Raw genomic sequence first — 17,990 nt, 5'->3', positions numbered from 1 at the left:
CTCACCCATGTGCCTGTGTGTGCCCGCCTCAGCCGTGCTGGCGCGAGAGGCGCCGCAGCCGGGCCGTCCAGCGACCGGCCCCCGGACGGTTCGCCCAGCGCTCGGCGAGTGCGGTGCGGCGCTCCGCGATGGCCCACACCACCCGGACGGACGAGCGGGGCAGGAGCGTTGCCCGCAGCCGGGCGCCCCGGCCCGCCGACGCCCGCAGACCCGCCCGTACCGCCAGCGCGTCCTCGGCCAGCCCGGCCGCGGGGCGCGGCTCGGGGGCGTACAGCACCTGCTCCACCGAGCCCGCGATCCGGTGCACGGCCTCGGCCGCGCCGGTGTCGAGCCGGCCCAGCCGCACGATCCTGGCCGCCGCCTTGCGGGGCGTCAGCGACTCGTCAGGACCGATGCCGTGGTCCCAGGCCGTATCGGTGATCTCCCGCCAGGCGGCCAGCGTCCGGGCCGCCGCGTCCGCGGGCGTCCGGCCCCCGGAGCCCAGCCGCCGGTTGCGCGTCCGGGTCCGCCACAGCAGCGGTGACAACGGCAGCACCACCGCCAGGACCGCCGCGAGGATCACCAGCAGCACCGTCCCGGCCGGGGTGCCCCGGTCGGTCGGCAGCGCCGCTCCCGCGTCCTGCGAGGGCCCGCACCCGCCTTCCTGGCGCAGCTGCGGCGGGCAGCTGTCATCGGCGGAGGGTGCGGCGGACGGCGCGTCCGAGGTGTCCGCGGACGGCTCGGCCACGTCGCTCGCGCTGTCCGTGGGGACCTCGGGCCGGGTGTACGAGGGAGCGCTGCCCCGGCTCGGGGTGGGCTCGAACCGGGTCCAGCCGACCCCCTCGAAATACAGCTCGGGCCAGGCGTGCGCGTCCCGCAGCCCGACCGACGTCGCGCCGTTCGCCTTCATGGTGCCCGGGGTGAAGCCCACCGCGACCCGGGCCGGAATGCCCAGCGTCCGGGCCATCGCCGCCATCGAGAACGAGAAGTGGACGCAGAAGCCCTCCTTGTCGCGGAGGAACCGGGCGATGGCGGACGAGCCGGTCCCCGAGGTGACCGTCGTGTCGTAGGTGAAGCCGCCGTCGGACGCGAACCAGTCCTGGAGCTTCACCGCCTGCTCGTAGGCGTTGGCCGCGCCCTCGGTGACCTCCTCGGCGGTGTCGGCGACCACACCCGGCAGCGAGCCGGGCACCCGGGTGTACTCCCGGACCAGCTCCTCCGGCGGTGTGCCCGCGGCGGCGAGCTGGTCCGCCGTCGGCTCGACGACCAGGCTGCCGACCTCGTACTGCGCGCCGCGCGTCGTCTGTCCGTCGTCGCCGACCAGGGTCCGGCCCTCGGGCTCGTACCGCCAACGGCCGCCGACGCGGACTTCGCTCGCCGGGTAGGGGAGCGGCAGATAGGTCTGCTGGTAGGAGCGCGAGGCGGAGATGTTCGTCCGGACCTCGGTGACCGCGACGTCCCCGCTCAGCCCGGTGGGCTGCGGGAGGCGCTCGGGCACGTCCGTCAGCCGCCGGGTGGAGGAACGCCACTCGCTGCCGTTGAACTCGTCCAGGGCCAGGATCCGGAGATAGAGGCTCTGCGGGTCCTCGATGTTGCTGCGGTACGTCATCACCTCCCGGTTGTCCGGCTGGTTGAGGTTGTTCTGCAACGAGACCAGCGGATTCACCGCGGAGATGGTGCCGCCGCCGCTGCCCTTGCCGTTCCCCGGGCCGCTGCCGCCCAGCAGACCGCTGTCCAGGGCGGGCAGCGCCAACGGGGCGACCAGCGCGATGCCGAGCGCCAGCACACCGATCCGCCGGCCGGTCCGGACGGGGGAGGTGCCGCCGCCCACCCCGGCCAACCCGTCGGACAGACCACCCGCACTCCGCGCGGCGCCGCCGAAGACGCGCCCCCACTGGGAGAGCCGGTCCCGGCCCTCCGCCAGCAGGAGCAGCAGATAGCCGGAGGCGGCCAGCAGGAACCACAGCCAGCTCGCGCCGCCGTCGGAGAGACCGGCCGCGACCGAATACAGGGCGAGCAGGGGCAGTCCGGCCGGGGCCGCGCTGCGGAAGGTCACCGCCAGGGCGTCCACCACGAGACCGATCAGCACCACCCCGCCGATCACCATCAGCTTGATGCCGTCGGTCAGCGGGGCCGGGGTGGAGTACGTGCCGACGTCCTCCCCGCCCGCCACCAGCAGCTCACCGAGCCGCATCACGGCCCCCGGTCCTGGCAGCAACCCGAACAGGGCGTGGTCCCGGGCGAACACCAGCGTCAGCAGCACCAGGGTGACCAGCGTCTGGAGGGCGATGGTCAGCGTCCGGGCCAGCGGCACCCGGCGCGCGAGGGCGCCGACCCCGCTCTGGACGCCGAGCAGCATCGCCGCCTGCACCAGCCAGCCGATCCCCTCCACCAGCGGGATCAGCGAACCCGCCGCCAGCAGTGTCGCCGCATAGGCGCACAGCGCCAGCCTGGCCCGCCCGCTCATGACCATCCCCCCGCGAAACCTGTCGTGCCGCCGCTCGGGGCGGACGGCGTGTCCGTGCGCATCCGGCCCGCCAGCTGCCACAGCGCGGGCAGCTCGGCCCCCGGCTCCACGGGCACCACCGTCCAGCCCGACTCGCGCAGCCGTCGCAGCCGCTCCTCGGTCCGATCCGGTGCGGCCTCCTCACCGGCCCAGGCGGCGCTGTCCAGGACGAAGGCGACGCCCGCGCCGGCGCGCTGCCGCATCCGGGCCGCGACCGCGGCCTGCTCCTCGTCCAGATCGCCGAAGAAGGCGATGAGCAGCCCCTCGTTGCCGCCGCGCAGCACGTCATGGGCGCGGGAAAGACCCCCGCCGTCGGAGTGGCCGACCACCGCGAGCGTGTCCAGCATCAGCCCCGCCGAGTCCGCGGACTCCTGGGTCGAGCCCGCGAATCCGCCGGACCCCTCGCCGGGCACCGCGTTGCCGTCGTCGGTGAGCAGCCGTACGGCGAAGCCGCGCTCCAGCATGTGCACCAGCGCGGAGGCCGCCCCCGAGACCGCCCACTCGAACGCCGAATCGGGTCCGGCGCCCTGGTAGGCGATCTGCCGGGTGTCCAGCAGAACCGTGCACCTGGCCCGCTGCGGCTGTTCCTCACGGCGCACCATCAGCTCGCCGTGGCGCGCGGTGGAGCGCCAGTGGACCCGGCGCAGGTCGTCACCGTGCCGGTAACCGCGCGGAATGATGTCGTCCTCACCGGCGAGCGCCAGCGACCGCTGCCTCCCGTCGCCGTACCCGGAGGCCTCGCCCGCCAGCCGCAGCGCGGGCAGCGGCACCGTACGCGGAATGACGACGAGGGTGTCGTACGCGCTGAAGGAGCGGGTCAGCTCGCACATGCCGAACGGGTCGCTGAGCCGCAGCTGCAACGGGCCCAGCGGATAGCGGCCGCGCAGGTCGGAGCGGACCCGGTAGGACACCTCGCGCCGGCCGCCCGCCTCCACCCGGTCCAGGACGAAGCGGGGGCGCGGACCGAGCACGTACGGAACCCGGTCCTGGAGCATCAGCAGACCGGTGGGCAGCCGGGAGACGTTGTCCATGCGCAGGTGCACCCGGGCCTCCGAGCCCGCGGGCACGCGGGACGGCGAGAGCCGCCGGGTGCCGGTCACCCGGTAGCGGGTGCGGTAGAGCACGGTCACGCAGACCAGCGGCAGCACGGCCAGCAGCAGCCCGACCCGCAGCAGGTCGCCCTGGCCCAGGACGTACGCGCAGACGGCGGCGGCCAGACCGGCGGCCAGGAAGGAGCGCCCCCGGGTGGTCAGTCCGCCCAGGGCCGCCCGGAGACCGCCCTTGCTGTCGCCGTCCTCCACGGCGCCGGGCTCGCCGCCCGCCATCACAGCCGCCGTGCGCCGTGCTGCTGGTTGTACAGCGGGCGGCCCGGCTCCTGCCCGGCGGGCGCGGGCGGCGCGGTGCCGCCGGCCGAGGTCGGCACCGGGGTGCGCTGGATGATCTCCAGGACCACCTGCTCCGCCGTGCGGCGGTTCAGCTGCGCCTGGGCGGTGGGCAGCAACCGGTGCGCGAGCACCGGCGTGGCCAGCGCCTGGACATCGTCCGGCAGGGCGTAGTCGCGCCCGCTGAGCGCGGCGGACGCCTTCGCGGCGCGCAGCAGATGCAGCGTCGCGCGCGGGGAGGCGCCGAGTCGGAGGTCGGGGTGGCTGCGGGTGGCCGCGACCAGCTCCACGGCGTAGCGCCGTACGGCGTCGGCGACATGCACCGTACGGACGGCGTCGATCAGCTTCACGATGTCGTGGGCGTGCGCCACCGGCTGGAGGTCGTCCAGCGGGGAGAGCCCCCCGTGCACATCGAGCATCTGGAGCTCGGCCTCCGGGCTGGGATAGCCGATGGAGACCCGGGCCATGAACCGGTCGCGCTGGGCCTCGGGCAGCGGGTAGGTGCCCTCCATCTCGACCGGGTTCTGGGTGGCCACCACCATGAACGGGTCGGGCAGCTCGTAGCTGTGCCCGTCGATGGTGACCTGGCGCTCCTCCATCGACTCCAGCAGCGCCGACTGCGTCTTCGGCGAGGCGCGGTTGATCTCGTCGCCGATCACGATCTGGGCGAAGATCGCGCCGGGCTTGAACTCGAAGTCCCGCCGCTGCTGGTCGAAGATCGACACACCGGTGATGTCCGAGGGCAGCAGGTCGGGCGTGAACTGGATCCGTCGCACCGAACAGTCGATGGACCGCGCCAGCGCCTTGGCCAGCATGGTCTTGCCGACCCCGGGAACGTCCTCGATGAGGAGATGCCCCTCGGCGAGCAGCACGGTCAGCGAGAGCCGTACGACCTCGGGCTTGCCCTCGATCACACTCTCCACCGACCTGCGCACCCGCTCTGCTGTGGTGGTCAGATCAGTGAGGCTCGCTCGATCGTCATAGGTCGTCACCCGGCCCTCCTCGGCCCTTCGCGCAGGGGCCGTCGCGCGTACCCGCGCGGCCCACCCCGAAAAATCGGACACTCCTCCGGAAGGCCCGGCGGAGGTCACACCCGCATTCTTGTTGCCGTTACCGCTTCGTGTCACTCGCCTGTGGATAAGTGGGTGTGAAAAGTCAGCTTCTGTCACGATTTCGCCACCGTGAGCCACGGTGTTGGGTGCGTGAGGTGCGGCGGGGGGCCGGGAAACGAGGGGGATGCGTTCAGGAAACGGAGTCGATCTCGCGCAGCAGACCGGTGGTCACGTCGAACACGAACCCGCGCACGTCGTCGGTGTGCAGGAGGAACGGCGAGGTGCGCACCCGCTGCATCGACTGGCGCACGTCCTGGTCGGCGTCCGTGTAGGCCTCCACGGCCCAGGCCGGACGCTGGCCCACCTCGCGCTCCAGGTCCTGCCGGAAGTCCTCGGTGAGGGACTCCAGACCGCAGTTGGTGTGGTGGATCAGGACCACGCTGCGGGTGCCGAGCGCCCGCTGGCTGATGGTCAGCGAACGGATCACGTCCTCGGTGACCACACCGCCCGCGTTACGGATGGTGTGACAGTCGCCGAGCTCCAGACCGAGCGCGGCGTGCAGGTCGAGACGGGCGTCCATGCAGGCGACCACGGCGACCTGGAGGACCGGGCGCGCGTCCATGCCCGGGTCGCGGAAGTCCTGCGCGTATCCGGCGTTCAGCGCGACGAGCCGGTCGGTGACCTGGCCCCCTTCGCGGACCGCCGGAGCGGAGGACGTCACGGACTCGGCGGCGGGGGTAGCGGAAGTCGACATGGATACGACGTTAGCGTTCCCACCTGGCACGGGCGGGCTGTGAGAGCGGACAAAGAACGTCAACACGGCTTGTTGTGAGCTAACCCACAGAACTCGGGGGGACGCGCCTGTTCGAGTGAGTTCGGCGCATCCGTACGGGTGGAGCGACGCGCTGCGCGGTTCGTTGATCGCGCATCGATCGAATGGCAGGGTGGACTAAAGTAACGCGAAGTCACCATCCACCTCCGTACCCACTGCCCCACGGCACCCCCCGCACCTTCTGCAATATTCCGTATTTCCCCCGTGATGTGCGGCGTACGTGCGACCCGGCCCTCTCCCGCTCTCGGTCGGCCGACGCCACTTCCCCGGCGCCGGCGGACCTCCCCTTCAGAGCGGGCGGGGACCAGGACGTACGTGCCGGCCGCGCGGGACAGAGCCTGAGAGGGCGCATTGAGCCAGACCCGACACGTCCCGGTGATGCTCCAGAGGTGTCTGGACCTGTTGGCCCCGGCTCTCCAGGACCCGGCCCACCCGGAGCCCGTGGTCGTCGACTGCACCCTCGGCCTCGGCGGACACAGCGAGGCCCTGCTCGCCTCCTTCCCCACCGCCCGGCTGATCGCCCTGGACCGCGACAAGGAGGCGCTCCGCCTCTCCGGCGAACGGCTCGCCCCCTACGGCGACCGGGCCACCCTCGTCCACGCGGTCTACGACGAGCTTCCCGAGGTCCTCGAACGGCTCGGCGTCCCGAAGGTCCAGGGCGTGCTGTTCGACCTCGGCGTCTCCTCCATGCAACTGGACGAGGCCGACCGCGGATTCGCGTACGCCCAGGACGCCCCGCTCGACATGCGCATGGACCAGTCCACCGGTGTGAGCGCCGCCGAGGTGCTCAACACCTATCCGCCCGGCGAACTGGTCCGGATCCTGCGCGCGTACGGCGAGGAGAAGCAGGCCAAGCGGATCGTCTCCGCCGTCGTGCGCGAGCGCGAGAAGGAGCCGTTCAGCAACAGCGCCCGGCTCGTCGAGCTGATCCGCGACGCGCTGCCGCAGGCCGCCAAGCGCACCGGAGGCAACCCCGCCAAGCGGACCTTCCAGGCCCTGCGCATCGAGGTCAACGGCGAGCTGAGCGTCCTGGAGCGGGCCATTCCGGCCGCCGTGGACAGCCTCGCCGTCGGCGGCCGGATCGCGGTGCTCTCCTACCACTCGCTGGAGGACCGGCTGGTCAAGCAGGTCTTCGCGGCCGGCGCGGCCAACACCGCGCCCCCCGGGCTGCCCGTCGTCCCCGAGCGCTACCAGCCCCGGCTCAAGCAGCTCACCCGGGGAGCCGAGCTGCCCACCGAGGAGGAGGTCGCCGAGAACCGGCGCGCCGCCCCCGCCCGGCTGCGCGGCGCCCAGCGCATCCGCGAGGAGGAGCGGTGACCACCGGGACCGGGCGCCGCACCGGGGGAGTCGCGGGGTGAGCAAACCGGCCGCACCGCTGAAGGGACGGGCCGCGCGGCTCGCCCGGCTGATGCCGTCCACCGGGCCCAGCACCGCGGCCCGCACGCCCTTCGTCCTGCTGGTCGTCCTGCTCCTGGGCGGCGGGCTCATCACCCTGCTCCTGCTGAACTCCGCCCTCAACGAAGGATCGTTCAGGCTCAGCGAGCTGAAGCGGGACACCACCGAGCTCACCGACGAGCAGCAGGCCCTCCAGCGCGACGTCGACAGCCGCTCCCAGCCCGACGCCCTGGAGAAGCGCGCCCGGGAGCTGGGCATGGTCCCCGGCGGCAGCCCCGCCTTCCTGAACCCCGACGGCACGGTCCGCGGCGACCCCGCCGAGGCCACCGCCCCGCCGTCGCCCAGCCCCAGTCCCAGCCCCACCCCGAGCACCGACGCCACCCCGGACCCCGACGCCCCCGCAGCCGGGACCCCGGCCTCGGCCGGAACCTCCGGTTCCCCGTCGCCCTCCGGATCCGTGTCCGCGACCGGCCCCGACCCCGCGGCCGCCCCCTCGGCGGAGAACAGCCCGCCCCCGACGAGCCCCGGCAGGTGACGCAGTGCCGCCCAAGGAACCGCCGCGCCGCCGCGTCCCCGGACCGGCCCGCCCCCGTAACGCGGGACAGGGCTCCGGCCGCTCCGGCGCACGCCCACCGGCCCGCCGCCCCCGCCCCGCCCCGGGGCGCACCACCGCGCGCGGAGGGACCCCGCGCTCCCTGCGTCTGGGCAGCCCGCGCCCCCGGCTGCGGCTCGTCAGCCTCGGGCTGACGCTGGTCATGCTGGCCTTCGTGGCCCGGCTGCTCCAGGTCCAGGCCGTCGACGCCAGCGCGTACGCGGCCAAGGCCGAGAAGAACCGCTACCTGGAGTACACGGTCGCGGCCGAGCGCGGCGAGATCACCGACCGCAAGGGCGTCGCCCTCGCCACCAGCGTGGACGCGCACAACATCACCGCCGACCCGAAGATGTTCACGCCCGAGGACAGCAAGGCCCCCGACGCGCCCCAGCAGGCCGCCGCCCTGCTCGCCCCGATCCTCGGCAAGGACGTCGACGAGCTGGTCAAGAAACTCTCGACGCCCAAGTCGCGCTACACCGTCCTCGCCTACCGGCAGACGCCCCAGGTCTGGAAGCAGATCAAGGACCTCAAGACCGTCTTCGCCGAGAAGGCGTCCGAGGACAAGCTCAAGGGCGGCCCGGGGGCCAACGTCCTGGCCGGCGTCCTCCAGGAGCCCACCACCAAGCGCGTCTACCCCAACGGGGATCTCGCCGCCGGAATACTGGGATTCGTCAGCGACGACGGCAAGGGCGGCGGCGGCCTCGAATCACAGCTGAACAAGGAACTCGCGGGCGAGGACGGCAAGATCCGCTACGCCCAGGCCGGCGGCCGTCGCGTCCCCACCGCGGGCAGCAGCGAGATCCCGGCCGTGCCCGGCTCCGACGTCGAGCTGACCATCGACCGCGACATCCAGTGGGCCGCCCAGAAGGCCATCAGCGACCAGGTCGCCAAGTCCAAGGCCGACCGCGGCTACGTCATCGTGCAGAACACGAGGACCGGCGAACTGCTGGCCATGGCCAACGCCCCCGGCTACGACCCCAACGACCTCTCCCAGGCCACCTCGGCGTCCCTCGGCAACGCGGCCCTCCAGGACGTGTACGAGCCCGGCTCCACCAGCAAGGTCATGTCCATGGCCGCCGTGCTGGAGGAGGGGGCCGCCACACCCGGCACCCACGTCACCGTCCCCAACCGGCTGCACCGCGGCGACCGGCTCTTCAAGGACGACGTCGACCACCCCACCTGGTACCTCACGCTCAACGGGGTCCTCGCCAAGTCCAGCAACATCGGCACCATCCTGGCGACCGGTCAGCTCGGCAAGACCCAGGCGGAGTCCAACCAGGTCCTCTACGACTACCTGCGGAAGTTCGGCCTCGGCAAGAAGACCGGGCTCGGCTACCCCGGCGAGTCGCCCGGCCTGCTGGCCCACCCGAAGGACTGGTCGACCTCGCAGCAGTACACGATCCCCTTCGGCCAGGGCCTCTCCATCAACGCCGTCCAGGCCGCCTCGGTCTACTCCACGGTCGCCAACGGAGGCGTACGGGTCGCCCCCACCCTCGTACGCGGAACCAAGGGCTCCGACGGCCGCTTCACCCCGGCCGAGGCGCCCGAGGAGAACCGGGTGGTCAGCGAGAAGACCGCCAAGACCCTGGCGACCATGCTGGAGTCCGTCGTCGACGACCGCGAAGGCACCGGCACCAAGGCCGCCATCCCCGGCTACCGGGTCGCCGGCAAGACCGGCACCGCCAACCGGGTCGACCCCGTCCGCGGTGTCTACAAGGGCTACACCGCCTCCTTCGCGGGCTTCGCCCCCGCCGACAATCCGCAGGTCACCGTCTACTGCGCGATCCAGAACCCCACCAAGGGCAGCTACTTCGGCGGCCAGATCTGCGGCCCGATCTACAAGCAGGTCATGGAGTTCGCGCTCAAGACGCTCCAGACCCCTCCGTCCGGCAGCGAGCCGCCCCGGCTGCCGGTGTCCTTCAAGCCCGGCGAGTGAACACGGGGATGCGCGAGCATCTCCTCCAAGGGAACCCTCAGTGACAACCATCACCCCCGATCCCGGGAACCGGAACGAGAACCGCCGGAACCAGGGTGCCTCGCTTCGCGAGAGCCCGCACCGGCCCGGTACGCTCACCGCCGTGCCCCACGCTGATCAGTCCCAAACCTCTCAGAAGGACGCGCCTGTGACCTACCCGGGAGCGCCCCGACCGGACCGGCTCCGGCCCACCCCTCTCGGCGAGCTGGCCGGCCGGCTCGGCGTCGAAACGGCCGGGTCCGGTGAGATCACCGGCATCACGCACGACTCGCGGGCCGTGCGCCCCGGCGATGTGTACGCGGCCCTGCCCGGCGCCCGCCTCCACGGCGCCGACTTCGCCGCCCAGGCCGCCGGCCTCGGCGCCGCCGCCGTCCTCACCGACCCCGCCGGCGCCGAACGCGCCGCCGCCACCGGCCTGCCGGTCCTGGTCACCGAGAACCCGCGCGCCGTGATGGGCGAGCTGGCCGCCGACATCTACGGGCGGCCCGGCATCGGCCTCCTCCAGATCGGCATCACCGGAACCTCCGGCAAGACCACCACCGCGTACCTCGTCGAGGGCGGACTGCGCGCCGCCGGACGGCCCACCGGGCTGATCGGCACCGTCGAGATGCGGATCGGCGACGAGCGCATCAAGTCCGAGCGCACCACCCCCGAAGCCACCGACCTCCAGGCCCTGTTCGCCGTCATGCGCGAACGCGGCGTCGAGGCCGTCGCAATGGAGGTCTCCAGCCACGCCCTGGTGCTCGGCCGGGTCGACGGCTGCGTCTTCGACGTCGCCGTCTTCAACAACCTCAGCCCGGAGCACATGGAGTTCCACTCCGGCATGGAGGACTACTTCCAGGCCAAGGCCCGGCTCTTCACCCCCGAGCGCAGCCACCGCGGCGTCGTGAACTTCGACGACGAGTACGGCCGCAGGCTCATCACCGAGTCCGGGGTGCCGGTCACCAGCTTCTCCGCCGAGGGCCACCCGGACGCCGACTGGCACGCCGAGGACGTCGAGGTCGGACCGCAGGACAGCACCTTCACCGCCGTCGGCCCCAAGGGCGAGCGGATCACCGCCCGCGCCCCGCTGCCCGGCCCGTTCAACGTCGCCAACACCCTCGCCGCGATCGTCACACTGGCCGTCGCGGGCGTCGACCCGCAGATCGCCGCCGACGGCGTCGCCGCCGTCCCCGGAGTGCCGGGCCGCCTGGAGCGGGTGGACGCCGGACAGCCCTACCTCGCCGTCGTCGACTACGCGCACAAGACCGACGCCGTCGAGTCCGTCCTGCGCTCCCTGCGCAAGGTCACCGAGGGCCGGGTGCACATCGTCCTCGGCTGCGGCGGCGACCGCGACACCACCAAACGCGGCCCGATGGGCGCCGCCGCGGCCCGGCTCGCCGACACCGCCGTACTGACCTCCGACAACCCCCGCTCCGAGGACCCCCTCGCGATCCTCGCCGCGATGCTCTCCGGCGCCGCCGAAGTGCCCGTCCACGAGCGCGGCGACGTGCTGGTCGACGCCGACCGCGCCTCGGCCGTCGCCGCCGCCGTCGCCCGCGCCGAACCGGGCGACACCGTCCTCGTCGCGGGCAAGGGGCACGAACAGGGCCAGGACATCCACGGGGTGGTACGCCCCTTCGACGACCGCAAGGTCCTGCACGCAGCCATCGAGCGGTCCCTGACGCGCCCCGGCGCCGCGGACCGTGCCCCTCACCACGAGAACAACAGTCAGGGATGACCAAGTGATCACCCTTTCCCTCGCCGAGATCGCCGAAATCGTCGGCGGGCAGCCGCACGACATACCGGATCCGGCAGTCACCGTGACCGGACCCGTCGTCATCGACTCCCGCGAGGTCGTGCCCGGCAGCCTGTTCGCCGCGTTCGCCGGCGAACGGGTCGACGGCCACGACTACGCCCGGCGCGCCGTCGAGGCGGGCGCGGCAGCCGTCCTGGCGGCCCGGCCCGTCGGCGTTCCGGCGATCGTCGTGGACGACGTCGTCGGCGCGCTCGGAGCCCTCGCCCGCGCCGTCGTCGAACGCCTCGGCACCTCCGTCGTCGCGCTCACCGGCTCGGCGGGCAAGACGTCCACCAAGGACCTGATCGCGCAGCTCCTCCAGCGCCACGGCCCGACCGTCTGGACGCCCGGCTCCCTCAACAACGAGATCGGGCTGCCGCTCACCGCCCTGAGCGCCACCGCCGAGACCGAGCACCTGGTCCTGGAGATGGGCGCCCGCGGCATCGGCCACATCAGCTACCTCACCGAGCTGACCCCGCCCCGGGTCGGCCTGGTCCTCAACGTCGGCTCCGCGCACCTCGGCGAGTTCGGCAGCCGGGAGGCCATCGCCCAGGCCAAGGGCGAGATGGTCGAGGGCCTGCCCGAGGACGGCTGCGCCGTGCTCAACGCGGACGACCCGCTCGTCCGCGCCATGGCCTCGCGCACCAAGGCCCGCGTCCTGCTCTTCGGAGAAGCCCCGGAAGCGGACGTACGGGGCGAGAAGGTCCGGATGACCCCCGACGGGCGGCCCGCGTTCGAGCTCCACACACCCACCGGGTGCAGCGACGTGACCATGCGCCTGTACGGTGAGCACCACGTGTCGAACGCGCTCGCCGCGGCCGCCGTCGCCCATGAGTTGGGCATGTCCGTGACCGAGATCGCCGAGGCGCTCTCGGAGGCGGGCACCCTCTCCCGCTGGCGCATGGAGGTCACCGAGCGCGGGGACGGTGTGACGGTTGTCAACGACGCCTACAACGCGAACCCCGAATCCATGAGAGCCGCACTGCGTGCGCTGGCTGCCATGGGCCAGGCCCGAGGGGCCGACGGGGGGCGCACCTGGGCGGTGCTCGGTCAGATGGCCGAGCTCGGTGACGCGTCGCTCGCCGAGCACGACGCGGTCGGACGGCTCGCCGTCCGGCTCAACGTCAGCAAGCTCGTCGCTGTCGGGGGGAGAGAAGCCTCCTGGCTGCAACTGGGCGCATATAACGAGGGTTCGTGGGGTGAGGAGTCGGTGCACGTGTCCGACGCACAGGCGGCCGTCGACCTGTTGCGCAGTGAACTGCGCCCGGGAGACGTCGTGCTGGTGAAGGCGTCCCGGTCGGTCGGCCTGGAGAAGGTCGCCCTGGCACTGCTGGAGAACTCGACCGAGGGCGAGGTCGCCGGCCGATGAGGCAGATCCTCTTCGCGGGGGCCATCGGGCTCTTTCTGACCCTGGTCGGTACTCCGCTGCTGATCAAGCTGCTGGCCCGCAAGGGCTACGGCCAGTTCATCCGGGACGACGGCCCGCGCACGCACGGCAGCAAGAAGGGCACGCCCACGATGGGCGGCATCGCCTTCATCCTGGCGACGATCGTCGCGTACCTTCTCGCGAAGGTCATCACGGGTGAGGACATCCGCTACTCCGGCCTCCTCGTGCTGTTCCTCATGGCCGGGATGGGCCTCGTCGGCTTCCTCGACGACTACATCAAGATCGTCAAGCAGCGTTCGCTGGGTCTGCGGGCCAAGGCGAAGATGGCCGGGCAGCTGATCGTCGGCATCGCCTTCGCGGTGCTCTCGCTCCAGTTCCCCAACTCCATGAACTACACCCCGGCCTCCACCCGGCTCTCGTTCGTCGAGGACTTCGGCTGGTCGATCGGCCCGGTGCTGTTCTGCGTCTGGGCGCTGTTCATGATCCTCGCCATGTCCAACGGCGTGAACCTCACCGACGGCCTCGACGGACTGGCCACCGGCGCCTCGGTGATGGTCTTCGGCGCCTACACCTTCATCGGCCTCTGGCAGTTCCAGGAGTCCTGCGCCAACGCGGACAACCTGACCAACCCGAGCGCCTGTTTCGAGGTACGCGACCCGCTCGACCTCGCCGTCGTCGCCGCCGCGCTGATGGGCGCCTGTTTCGGCTTCCTGTGGTGGAACACCTCGCCCGCCAAGATCTTCATGGGCGACACCGGCTCGCTCGCCCTCGGCGGCGCCCTCGCGGGCCTCGCGATCCTGTCCCGCACCGAGTTCCTGCTCGCCATCCTCGGCGGCCTCTTCGTGATGATCACCATGTCCGTGGTCATCCAGGTCGGTTCGTTCAAGATGACCGGCAAGCGGGTCTTCCGGATGGCGCCGCTCCAGCACCACTTCGAACTCAAGGGGTGGTCCGAGGTCCTTGTCGTGGTCCGCTTCTGGATCATCCAGGGCATGTGCGTGATCGTCGGCCTCGGCCTCTTCTACGCGGGATGGGCAGCCAAGAAGTGAGCACCGTGGACTGGCAGGGCAAGCACGTCACCGTCGCCGGGCTCGGCGTCAGCGGCATCCCCGCCGCCCGCGCCCTGCACGAGCGCGGCGCGCTCGTCACCGTCGTCAACGACGGCGACGACGAACGCGCCCGCGCGCAGGCGGCCGAACTGGAGGCGCTCGGCATCACCGTGCGCCTCGGCGACGGCGCCACCCTGCCGCCGTCCACGGAACTCGTCGTCACCGCCCCCGGCTGGCAGCCGGACAAGCCGCTCTTCCTGGCTGCCGCCGAGGCGGGCGTACCGGTCTGGGGCGACGTCGAACTGGCCTGGCGCCTGCGCGGCGACAACGGCCGCAAGGCCGCGCCCTGGCTCGCGGTCACCGGCACCAACGGCAAGACCACGACCGTGCGGATGCTGGCCTCCATCCTGGAAGCGGCGGGCCTGCGCACCGCGGCCGTCGGCAACATCGGCGTATCGCTGCTGGACGCCGTCCTCGGCGAGACGGAGTACGACGTCCTCGCCGTCGAACTCTCCAGCTACCAGCTGCACTGGGCGCCCTCGCTGCGCGCCCACTCCGCCGCCGTCCTCAACCTGGCGCCGGACCACCTCGACTGGCACGGCTCGATGGAGGCGTACGCCGCCGACAAGGGCCGCGTCTACGAGGGCAACACCGTGGCCTGCGTCTACAACGTCGCCGACCCGGCAACCGAGGACCTGGTCCGCGAGGCCGACGTCGAGGAGGGCTGCCGGGCCATCGGCTTCACCCTCGGCGCCCCCGGCCCCTCGCAGCTCGGCGTGGTCGACGGCATCCTCGTCGACCGGGCGTTCGTCGCCAACCGCCAGAAGCAGGCCCAGGAGCTGGCCGAGGTCACCGACGTCACCCCGCCGGCCCCGCACAACATCGCCAACGCCCTCGCGGCCGCCGCCCTCGCCCGCGCCTTCGGCGTGGAACCGGCCGCCGTACGCGACGGACTGCGCGCCTTCCGGCCGGACGCCCACCGCATCGAACACGTCGCGGACATCGGCGAAGTCGCCTACGTGGACGACTCCAAGGCCACCAACACCCACGCCACCGAGGCCTCGCTGGCCGCCTACGACTCCATCGTCTGGATCGCCGGCGGACTGGCCAAGGGCGCCACCTTCGACGACCTGGTCATCGGCGCGGCGAAGCGGCTGCGCGGCGTCGTACTGATGGGCGCCGACCGGGCACTGATCCACGAAGCCCTGACGCGACACGCCCCCGAAGTCCCGGTGGTCGACCTCGACCGGACCGACACTGGGGCGATGTCCGAAGCGGTCGCGCGGGCCGCCGAGCTCGCCCGGCCGGGCGATACGGTACTGCTGGCCCCGGCCTGTGCCTCGATGGACATGTTCACCAACTACAACAAGCGGGGCGAGGCGTTCGCGGACGCGGTCCGCGCACGCGCCGACGAGAGCGCCTGACCGACCGGGCCTCCGCGCCCGGGGTCACCGGCCCCGGGGCACGAGCAGTGGAGGGGACAGCGACAATGCCGGCCGACGAGAGATTCGCCGTACGGCGGGCGAGCGCACGGGCCTCGGTACCCCGCCCCCTCGCGGCGCCCGCCCCCGCCGGCGCACCGCTGCCCCCCGGGCTCGCCCTGCGCGGACGCCTCGCCACCGGCGCCCGGCGCCCCGAGGCACCGCGCGGCTCCGGACGCGGCGGTTCCGGGCGCGGCGGTTCCGGCTCCCGTACCCCGCGCTCCGGGCGTCGCGGCGGACCGCGCCGGGCCTACGAGCGGGCACGGCGGGCCTGGGACCGGCCGCTGACCGCCTATTACGTGATCCTCGGCTCCAGCCTCCTGATCACCGTGCTGGGCCTGGTGATGGTCTACTCCGCCTCGATGATCAAGGCGCTGGACATCAGCAAGCCCGCGACGTACTTCTTCGGCAAGCAGTTCCTCGCCGCCGTCATCGGCGGCGGGCTGATGCTGATCGCCGCCCGGATGCCCGTGAAGCTCCACCGGGCGCTGGCCTACCCGATACTGATGGTCACCGTCTTCCTGATGATCCTGGTCCAGGTGCCGGGGATAGGGATGTCGGTCAACGGCAACCAGAACTGGCTCTACCTGGGCGGCCCGTTCCAGCTCCAGCCCAGCGAGTTCGGCAAGCTGGCCCTCATCCTGTGGGGCGCCGACCTGCTGGCCCGCAAGCAGGACAAGCGGTTGCTGACGCAGTGGAAGCACATGCTCGTGCCGCTCGTCCCGGTCGCCTTCATGCTGCTCGGACTGATCATGCTCGGCGGCGACATGGGAACCGCGATCATTCTCACGGCGATCCTGTTCGGTCTGCTCTGGCTGGCCGGCGCCCCCACCCGGCTCTTCGCCGGAGTCCTCGGCTTCGCCGCCGTCCTCGCCTTCCTGCTGATCAGAACCAGCCCCAACCGGATGTCCCGGCTCGCCTGCATGGGCGTGAGCGAACCCGATCCGGAGGGCGGCTGCTGGCAGGCGGCCCACGGAATCTATGCTCTGGCGTCCGGCGGATGGTTCGGTTCCGGGCTGGGTGCGAGTGTGGAAAAATGGGGTCAACTGCCGGAACCCCACACCGACTTCATCTTCGCGATCACCGGTGAGGAACTGGGTCTGGCAGGGACGCTGTCCGTGCTCGCCCTGTTCGCGGCTCTAGGCTATGCGGGTATCCGCGTGGCCGGACGCACGGAGGACCCCTTCGTGAGGTATGCCGCGGGAGGCGTGACCACGTGGATCACGGCCCAGGCCGTGATCAACATCGGTGCGGTGCTCGGCCTGTTGCCGATCGCCGGGGTTCCGCTCCCGCTGTTCTCCTACGGGGGGTCGGCCCTGCTGCCGACGATGTTCGCGGTCGGGCTGATGATCGCCTTCGCACGGGAGGATCCCGCCGCGAAGGCGGCCCTGGCCATGCGGAGGCCCGGGGTGAGATGGAAGACGATGAGACGGCGCGTCAAGAAGCGTTCGTCCGGAGAGCGGTGAATTTCGGTGCATGTCGTACTCGCCGGCGGGGGGACCGCCGGACACATCGAGCCCGCGCTTGCCCTCGCAGACGCCCTGCGCAGGCAGGACCCGACCGTGGGAATCACTGCCCTCGGCACGGAACGCGGACTGGAGACCAGGCTCGTGCCCGAGCGGGGATACGAGCTGGCGCTCATCCCCGCGGTCCCGCTGCCCCGTAAGCCCACGCCCGAACTGATCACCGTCCCGGGCCGGCTGCGCGGCACCATCAAGGCGGCCGAGCAGATCCTGGAGCGCACCAAGGCGGACTGCGTGGTCGGCTTCGGCGGCTACGTCGCGCTGCCCGGCTATCTGGCCGCCAAGCGGGCCGGTGTGCCGATCGTGGTCCACGAGGCCAACGCCCGCCCCGGCCTGGCCAACAAGATCGGCTCGCGGTACGCCCACGGGGTCGCCGTCTCCACCCCGGACAGCAAGCTGCGCGGCGCCCGCTACATCGGCATCCCGCTGCGCCGCACCATCGCCACCCTGGACCGCGCCCGGGTCCGCCCGGAGGCCCGCGCCTCCTTCGGCCTCGACCCCAACCTGCCCACGCTGCTGGTCTCCGGCGGCTCGCAGGGCGCGCGCCACCTCAACGAGGTCGTCCAGCGGGTCGCGCCGCTGCTCCAGCGCTCCGGGATCCAGATCCTCCATGTGGTCGGCCCGAAGAACGAATTGCCGCGGATCGACAACATGCCCGGGATGCCGCCCTACATCCCGGTACCGTACGTGGACCGGATGGACCTCGCGTACGCCGCGGCCGACATGATGCTCTGCCGCGCCGGCGCGATGACCGTCGCCGAACTCTCCGCCGTCGGGCTCCCCGCCGCCTATGTTCCGCTGCCCATCGGCAACGGCGAACAGCGGCTCAACGCCCAGCCGGTGGTCAACGCCGGCGGCGGCCTGCTGGTGGACGACGCGGCGCTCACCCCGGAATGGGTGCAGGGCAACGTCCTGCCGGTACTGTCGGACCCCCACCGGCTGTACGAAATGTCCCGCGCCGCGGCCGAGTTCGGCCGGCGCGACGCCGACGACCTGCTTGTCGGCATGGTGTACGAAGCGATCGCCGCGCGCCGTTAGGCGTACGGCGCGATGCGGTGCG

The 17,990-nt window shown here is 72.3% G+C and carries 13 protein-coding genes; 9 read left to right on the top strand and 4 right to left on the bottom strand.

Annotated elements, in window-relative coordinates:
- Nucleotides 1–28 precede the first annotated feature (28 nt).
- From KV381_RS08280 to KV381_RS08265, 4 genes are all read right to left on the bottom strand, one after another.
- Nucleotides 29–2,446, bottom strand: coding sequence for a DUF3488 and transglutaminase-like domain-containing protein (locus tag KV381_RS08280; RefSeq protein ID WP_218784987.1), 2,418 nt, complete (start codon nucleotides 2,444–2,446; stop codon nucleotides 29–31).
- Entirely contained in the window at nucleotides 2,443–3,810 is a 1,368-nt protein-coding gene (locus KV381_RS08275) for a DUF58 domain-containing protein (protein WP_086777156.1), read from the bottom strand. Before KV381_RS08275 ends, KV381_RS08280 begins: the two co-directional genes overlap by 4 nt.
- The gene (locus tag KV381_RS08270; RefSeq protein WP_030086655.1) at nucleotides 3,810–4,859 is read right to left on the bottom strand and encodes a MoxR family ATPase; all 1,050 of its coding nucleotides are present in this window, start codon (nucleotides 4,857–4,859) and stop codon (nucleotides 3,810–3,812) included. The genes KV381_RS08275 and KV381_RS08270 overlap by 1 nt, the downstream gene beginning before the upstream one ends.
- Nucleotides 4,860–5,109: 250 nt before the next feature.
- On the bottom strand, nucleotides 5,110–5,673 hold the full coding sequence (locus KV381_RS08265) for a carbonic anhydrase (protein ID WP_030086657.1): 564 nt from the start codon (nucleotides 5,671–5,673) through the stop codon (nucleotides 5,110–5,112).
- A 429-nt stretch (nucleotides 5,674–6,102) separates the two neighbouring features.
- On the opposite strand from KV381_RS08265, the gene rsmH reads away from it, so the two are divergent.
- The 9 genes from rsmH (at nucleotide 6,103) to murG (ending at nucleotide 17,968) form a co-directional block, all read left to right on the top strand.
- Nucleotides 6,103–7,068: a 16S rRNA (cytosine(1402)-N(4))-methyltransferase RsmH gene (gene rsmH / locus KV381_RS08260; RefSeq protein WP_030086660.1), complete on the top strand. Its 966-nt coding sequence runs from the start codon at nucleotides 6,103–6,105 to the stop codon at nucleotides 7,066–7,068.
- Between the two features lie 37 nt (nucleotides 7,069–7,105).
- The gene (locus tag KV381_RS08255) at nucleotides 7,106–7,681 is read left to right on the top strand and encodes a septum formation initiator family protein (RefSeq protein WP_098027003.1); all 576 of its coding nucleotides are present in this window, start codon (nucleotides 7,106–7,108) and stop codon (nucleotides 7,679–7,681) included.
- Nucleotides 7,682–7,685: 4 nt separating this feature from the next.
- Entirely contained in the window at nucleotides 7,686–9,674 is a 1,989-nt protein-coding gene (locus KV381_RS08250; protein ID WP_218784986.1) for a penicillin-binding protein 2, read from the top strand.
- A gap of 40 nt (nucleotides 9,675–9,714) precedes the next feature.
- Nucleotides 9,715–11,433, top strand: a complete 1,719-nt coding sequence (locus KV381_RS08245; RefSeq protein WP_032785492.1) for a UDP-N-acetylmuramoyl-L-alanyl-D-glutamate--2,6-diaminopimelate ligase — start codon at nucleotides 9,715–9,717, stop codon at nucleotides 11,431–11,433.
- Nucleotides 11,434–11,437: 4 nt separating this feature from the next.
- Nucleotides 11,438–12,859, top strand: coding sequence for a UDP-N-acetylmuramoyl-tripeptide--D-alanyl-D-alanine ligase (gene murF, locus KV381_RS08240; protein ID WP_030086668.1), 1,422 nt, complete (start codon nucleotides 11,438–11,440; stop codon nucleotides 12,857–12,859).
- On the top strand, nucleotides 12,856–13,926 hold the full coding sequence (mraY, locus tag KV381_RS08235) for a phospho-N-acetylmuramoyl-pentapeptide-transferase (RefSeq protein WP_030086670.1): 1,071 nt from the start codon (nucleotides 12,856–12,858) through the stop codon (nucleotides 13,924–13,926). Before murF ends, mraY begins: the two co-directional genes overlap by 4 nt.
- On the top strand, nucleotides 13,908–15,350 hold the full coding sequence (gene murD / locus KV381_RS08230; protein WP_193462318.1) for a UDP-N-acetylmuramoyl-L-alanine--D-glutamate ligase: 1,443 nt from the start codon (nucleotides 13,908–13,910) through the stop codon (nucleotides 15,348–15,350). The genes mraY and murD overlap by 19 nt, the downstream gene beginning before the upstream one ends.
- 65 nt (nucleotides 15,351–15,415) lie before the next feature.
- Nucleotides 15,416–16,873 (top strand): putative lipid II flippase FtsW, encoded by a 1,458-nt coding sequence (gene ftsW, locus KV381_RS08225; protein ID WP_218784985.1) that lies wholly within the window; start codon nucleotides 15,416–15,418, stop codon nucleotides 16,871–16,873.
- A 6-nt stretch (nucleotides 16,874–16,879) separates the two neighbouring features.
- Nucleotides 16,880–17,968, top strand: a complete 1,089-nt coding sequence (gene murG, locus KV381_RS08220) for an undecaprenyldiphospho-muramoylpentapeptide beta-N-acetylglucosaminyltransferase (protein ID WP_007451369.1) — start codon at nucleotides 16,880–16,882, stop codon at nucleotides 17,966–17,968.
- Nucleotides 17,969–17,990: the final 22 nt, after the last annotated feature.

The organism is Streptomyces sp. WY228 (assembly GCF_019287315.1).
GTDB lineage: Bacteria > Actinomycetota > Actinomycetes > Streptomycetales > Streptomycetaceae > Streptomyces > Streptomyces caviscabies.
Note: the sequence above shows the minus strand (reverse complement) of the source record. Positions and strands in the feature narration are given on the sequence as shown.

What these genes read in the sequence shown, in the direction of transcription:
- KV381_RS08280 (WP_218784987.1), bottom strand. Translation starts at nt 2,446, where the DNA reads ATGAGCGGGCGGGCCAGGCTGGCGCTGTGCGCCTATGCGGCGACACTG.
- KV381_RS08275 (WP_086777156.1), bottom strand. Translation starts at nt 3,810, where the DNA reads ATGGCGGGCGGCGAGCCCGGCGCCGTGGAGGACGGCGACAGCAAGGGC.
- murD (WP_193462318.1), top strand. Translation starts at nt 13,908, where the DNA reads ATGGGCAGCCAAGAAGTGAGCACCGTGGACTGGCAGGGCAAGCACGTC.
- ftsW (WP_218784985.1), top strand. Translation starts at nt 15,416, where the DNA reads ATGCCGGCCGACGAGAGATTCGCCGTACGGCGGGCGAGCGCACGGGCC.
- KV381_RS08265 (WP_030086657.1), bottom strand. Translation starts at nt 5,673, where the DNA reads ATGTCGACTTCCGCTACCCCCGCCGCCGAGTCCGTGACGTCCTCCGCT.
- mraY (WP_030086670.1), top strand. Translation starts at nt 12,856, where the DNA reads ATGAGGCAGATCCTCTTCGCGGGGGCCATCGGGCTCTTTCTGACCCTG.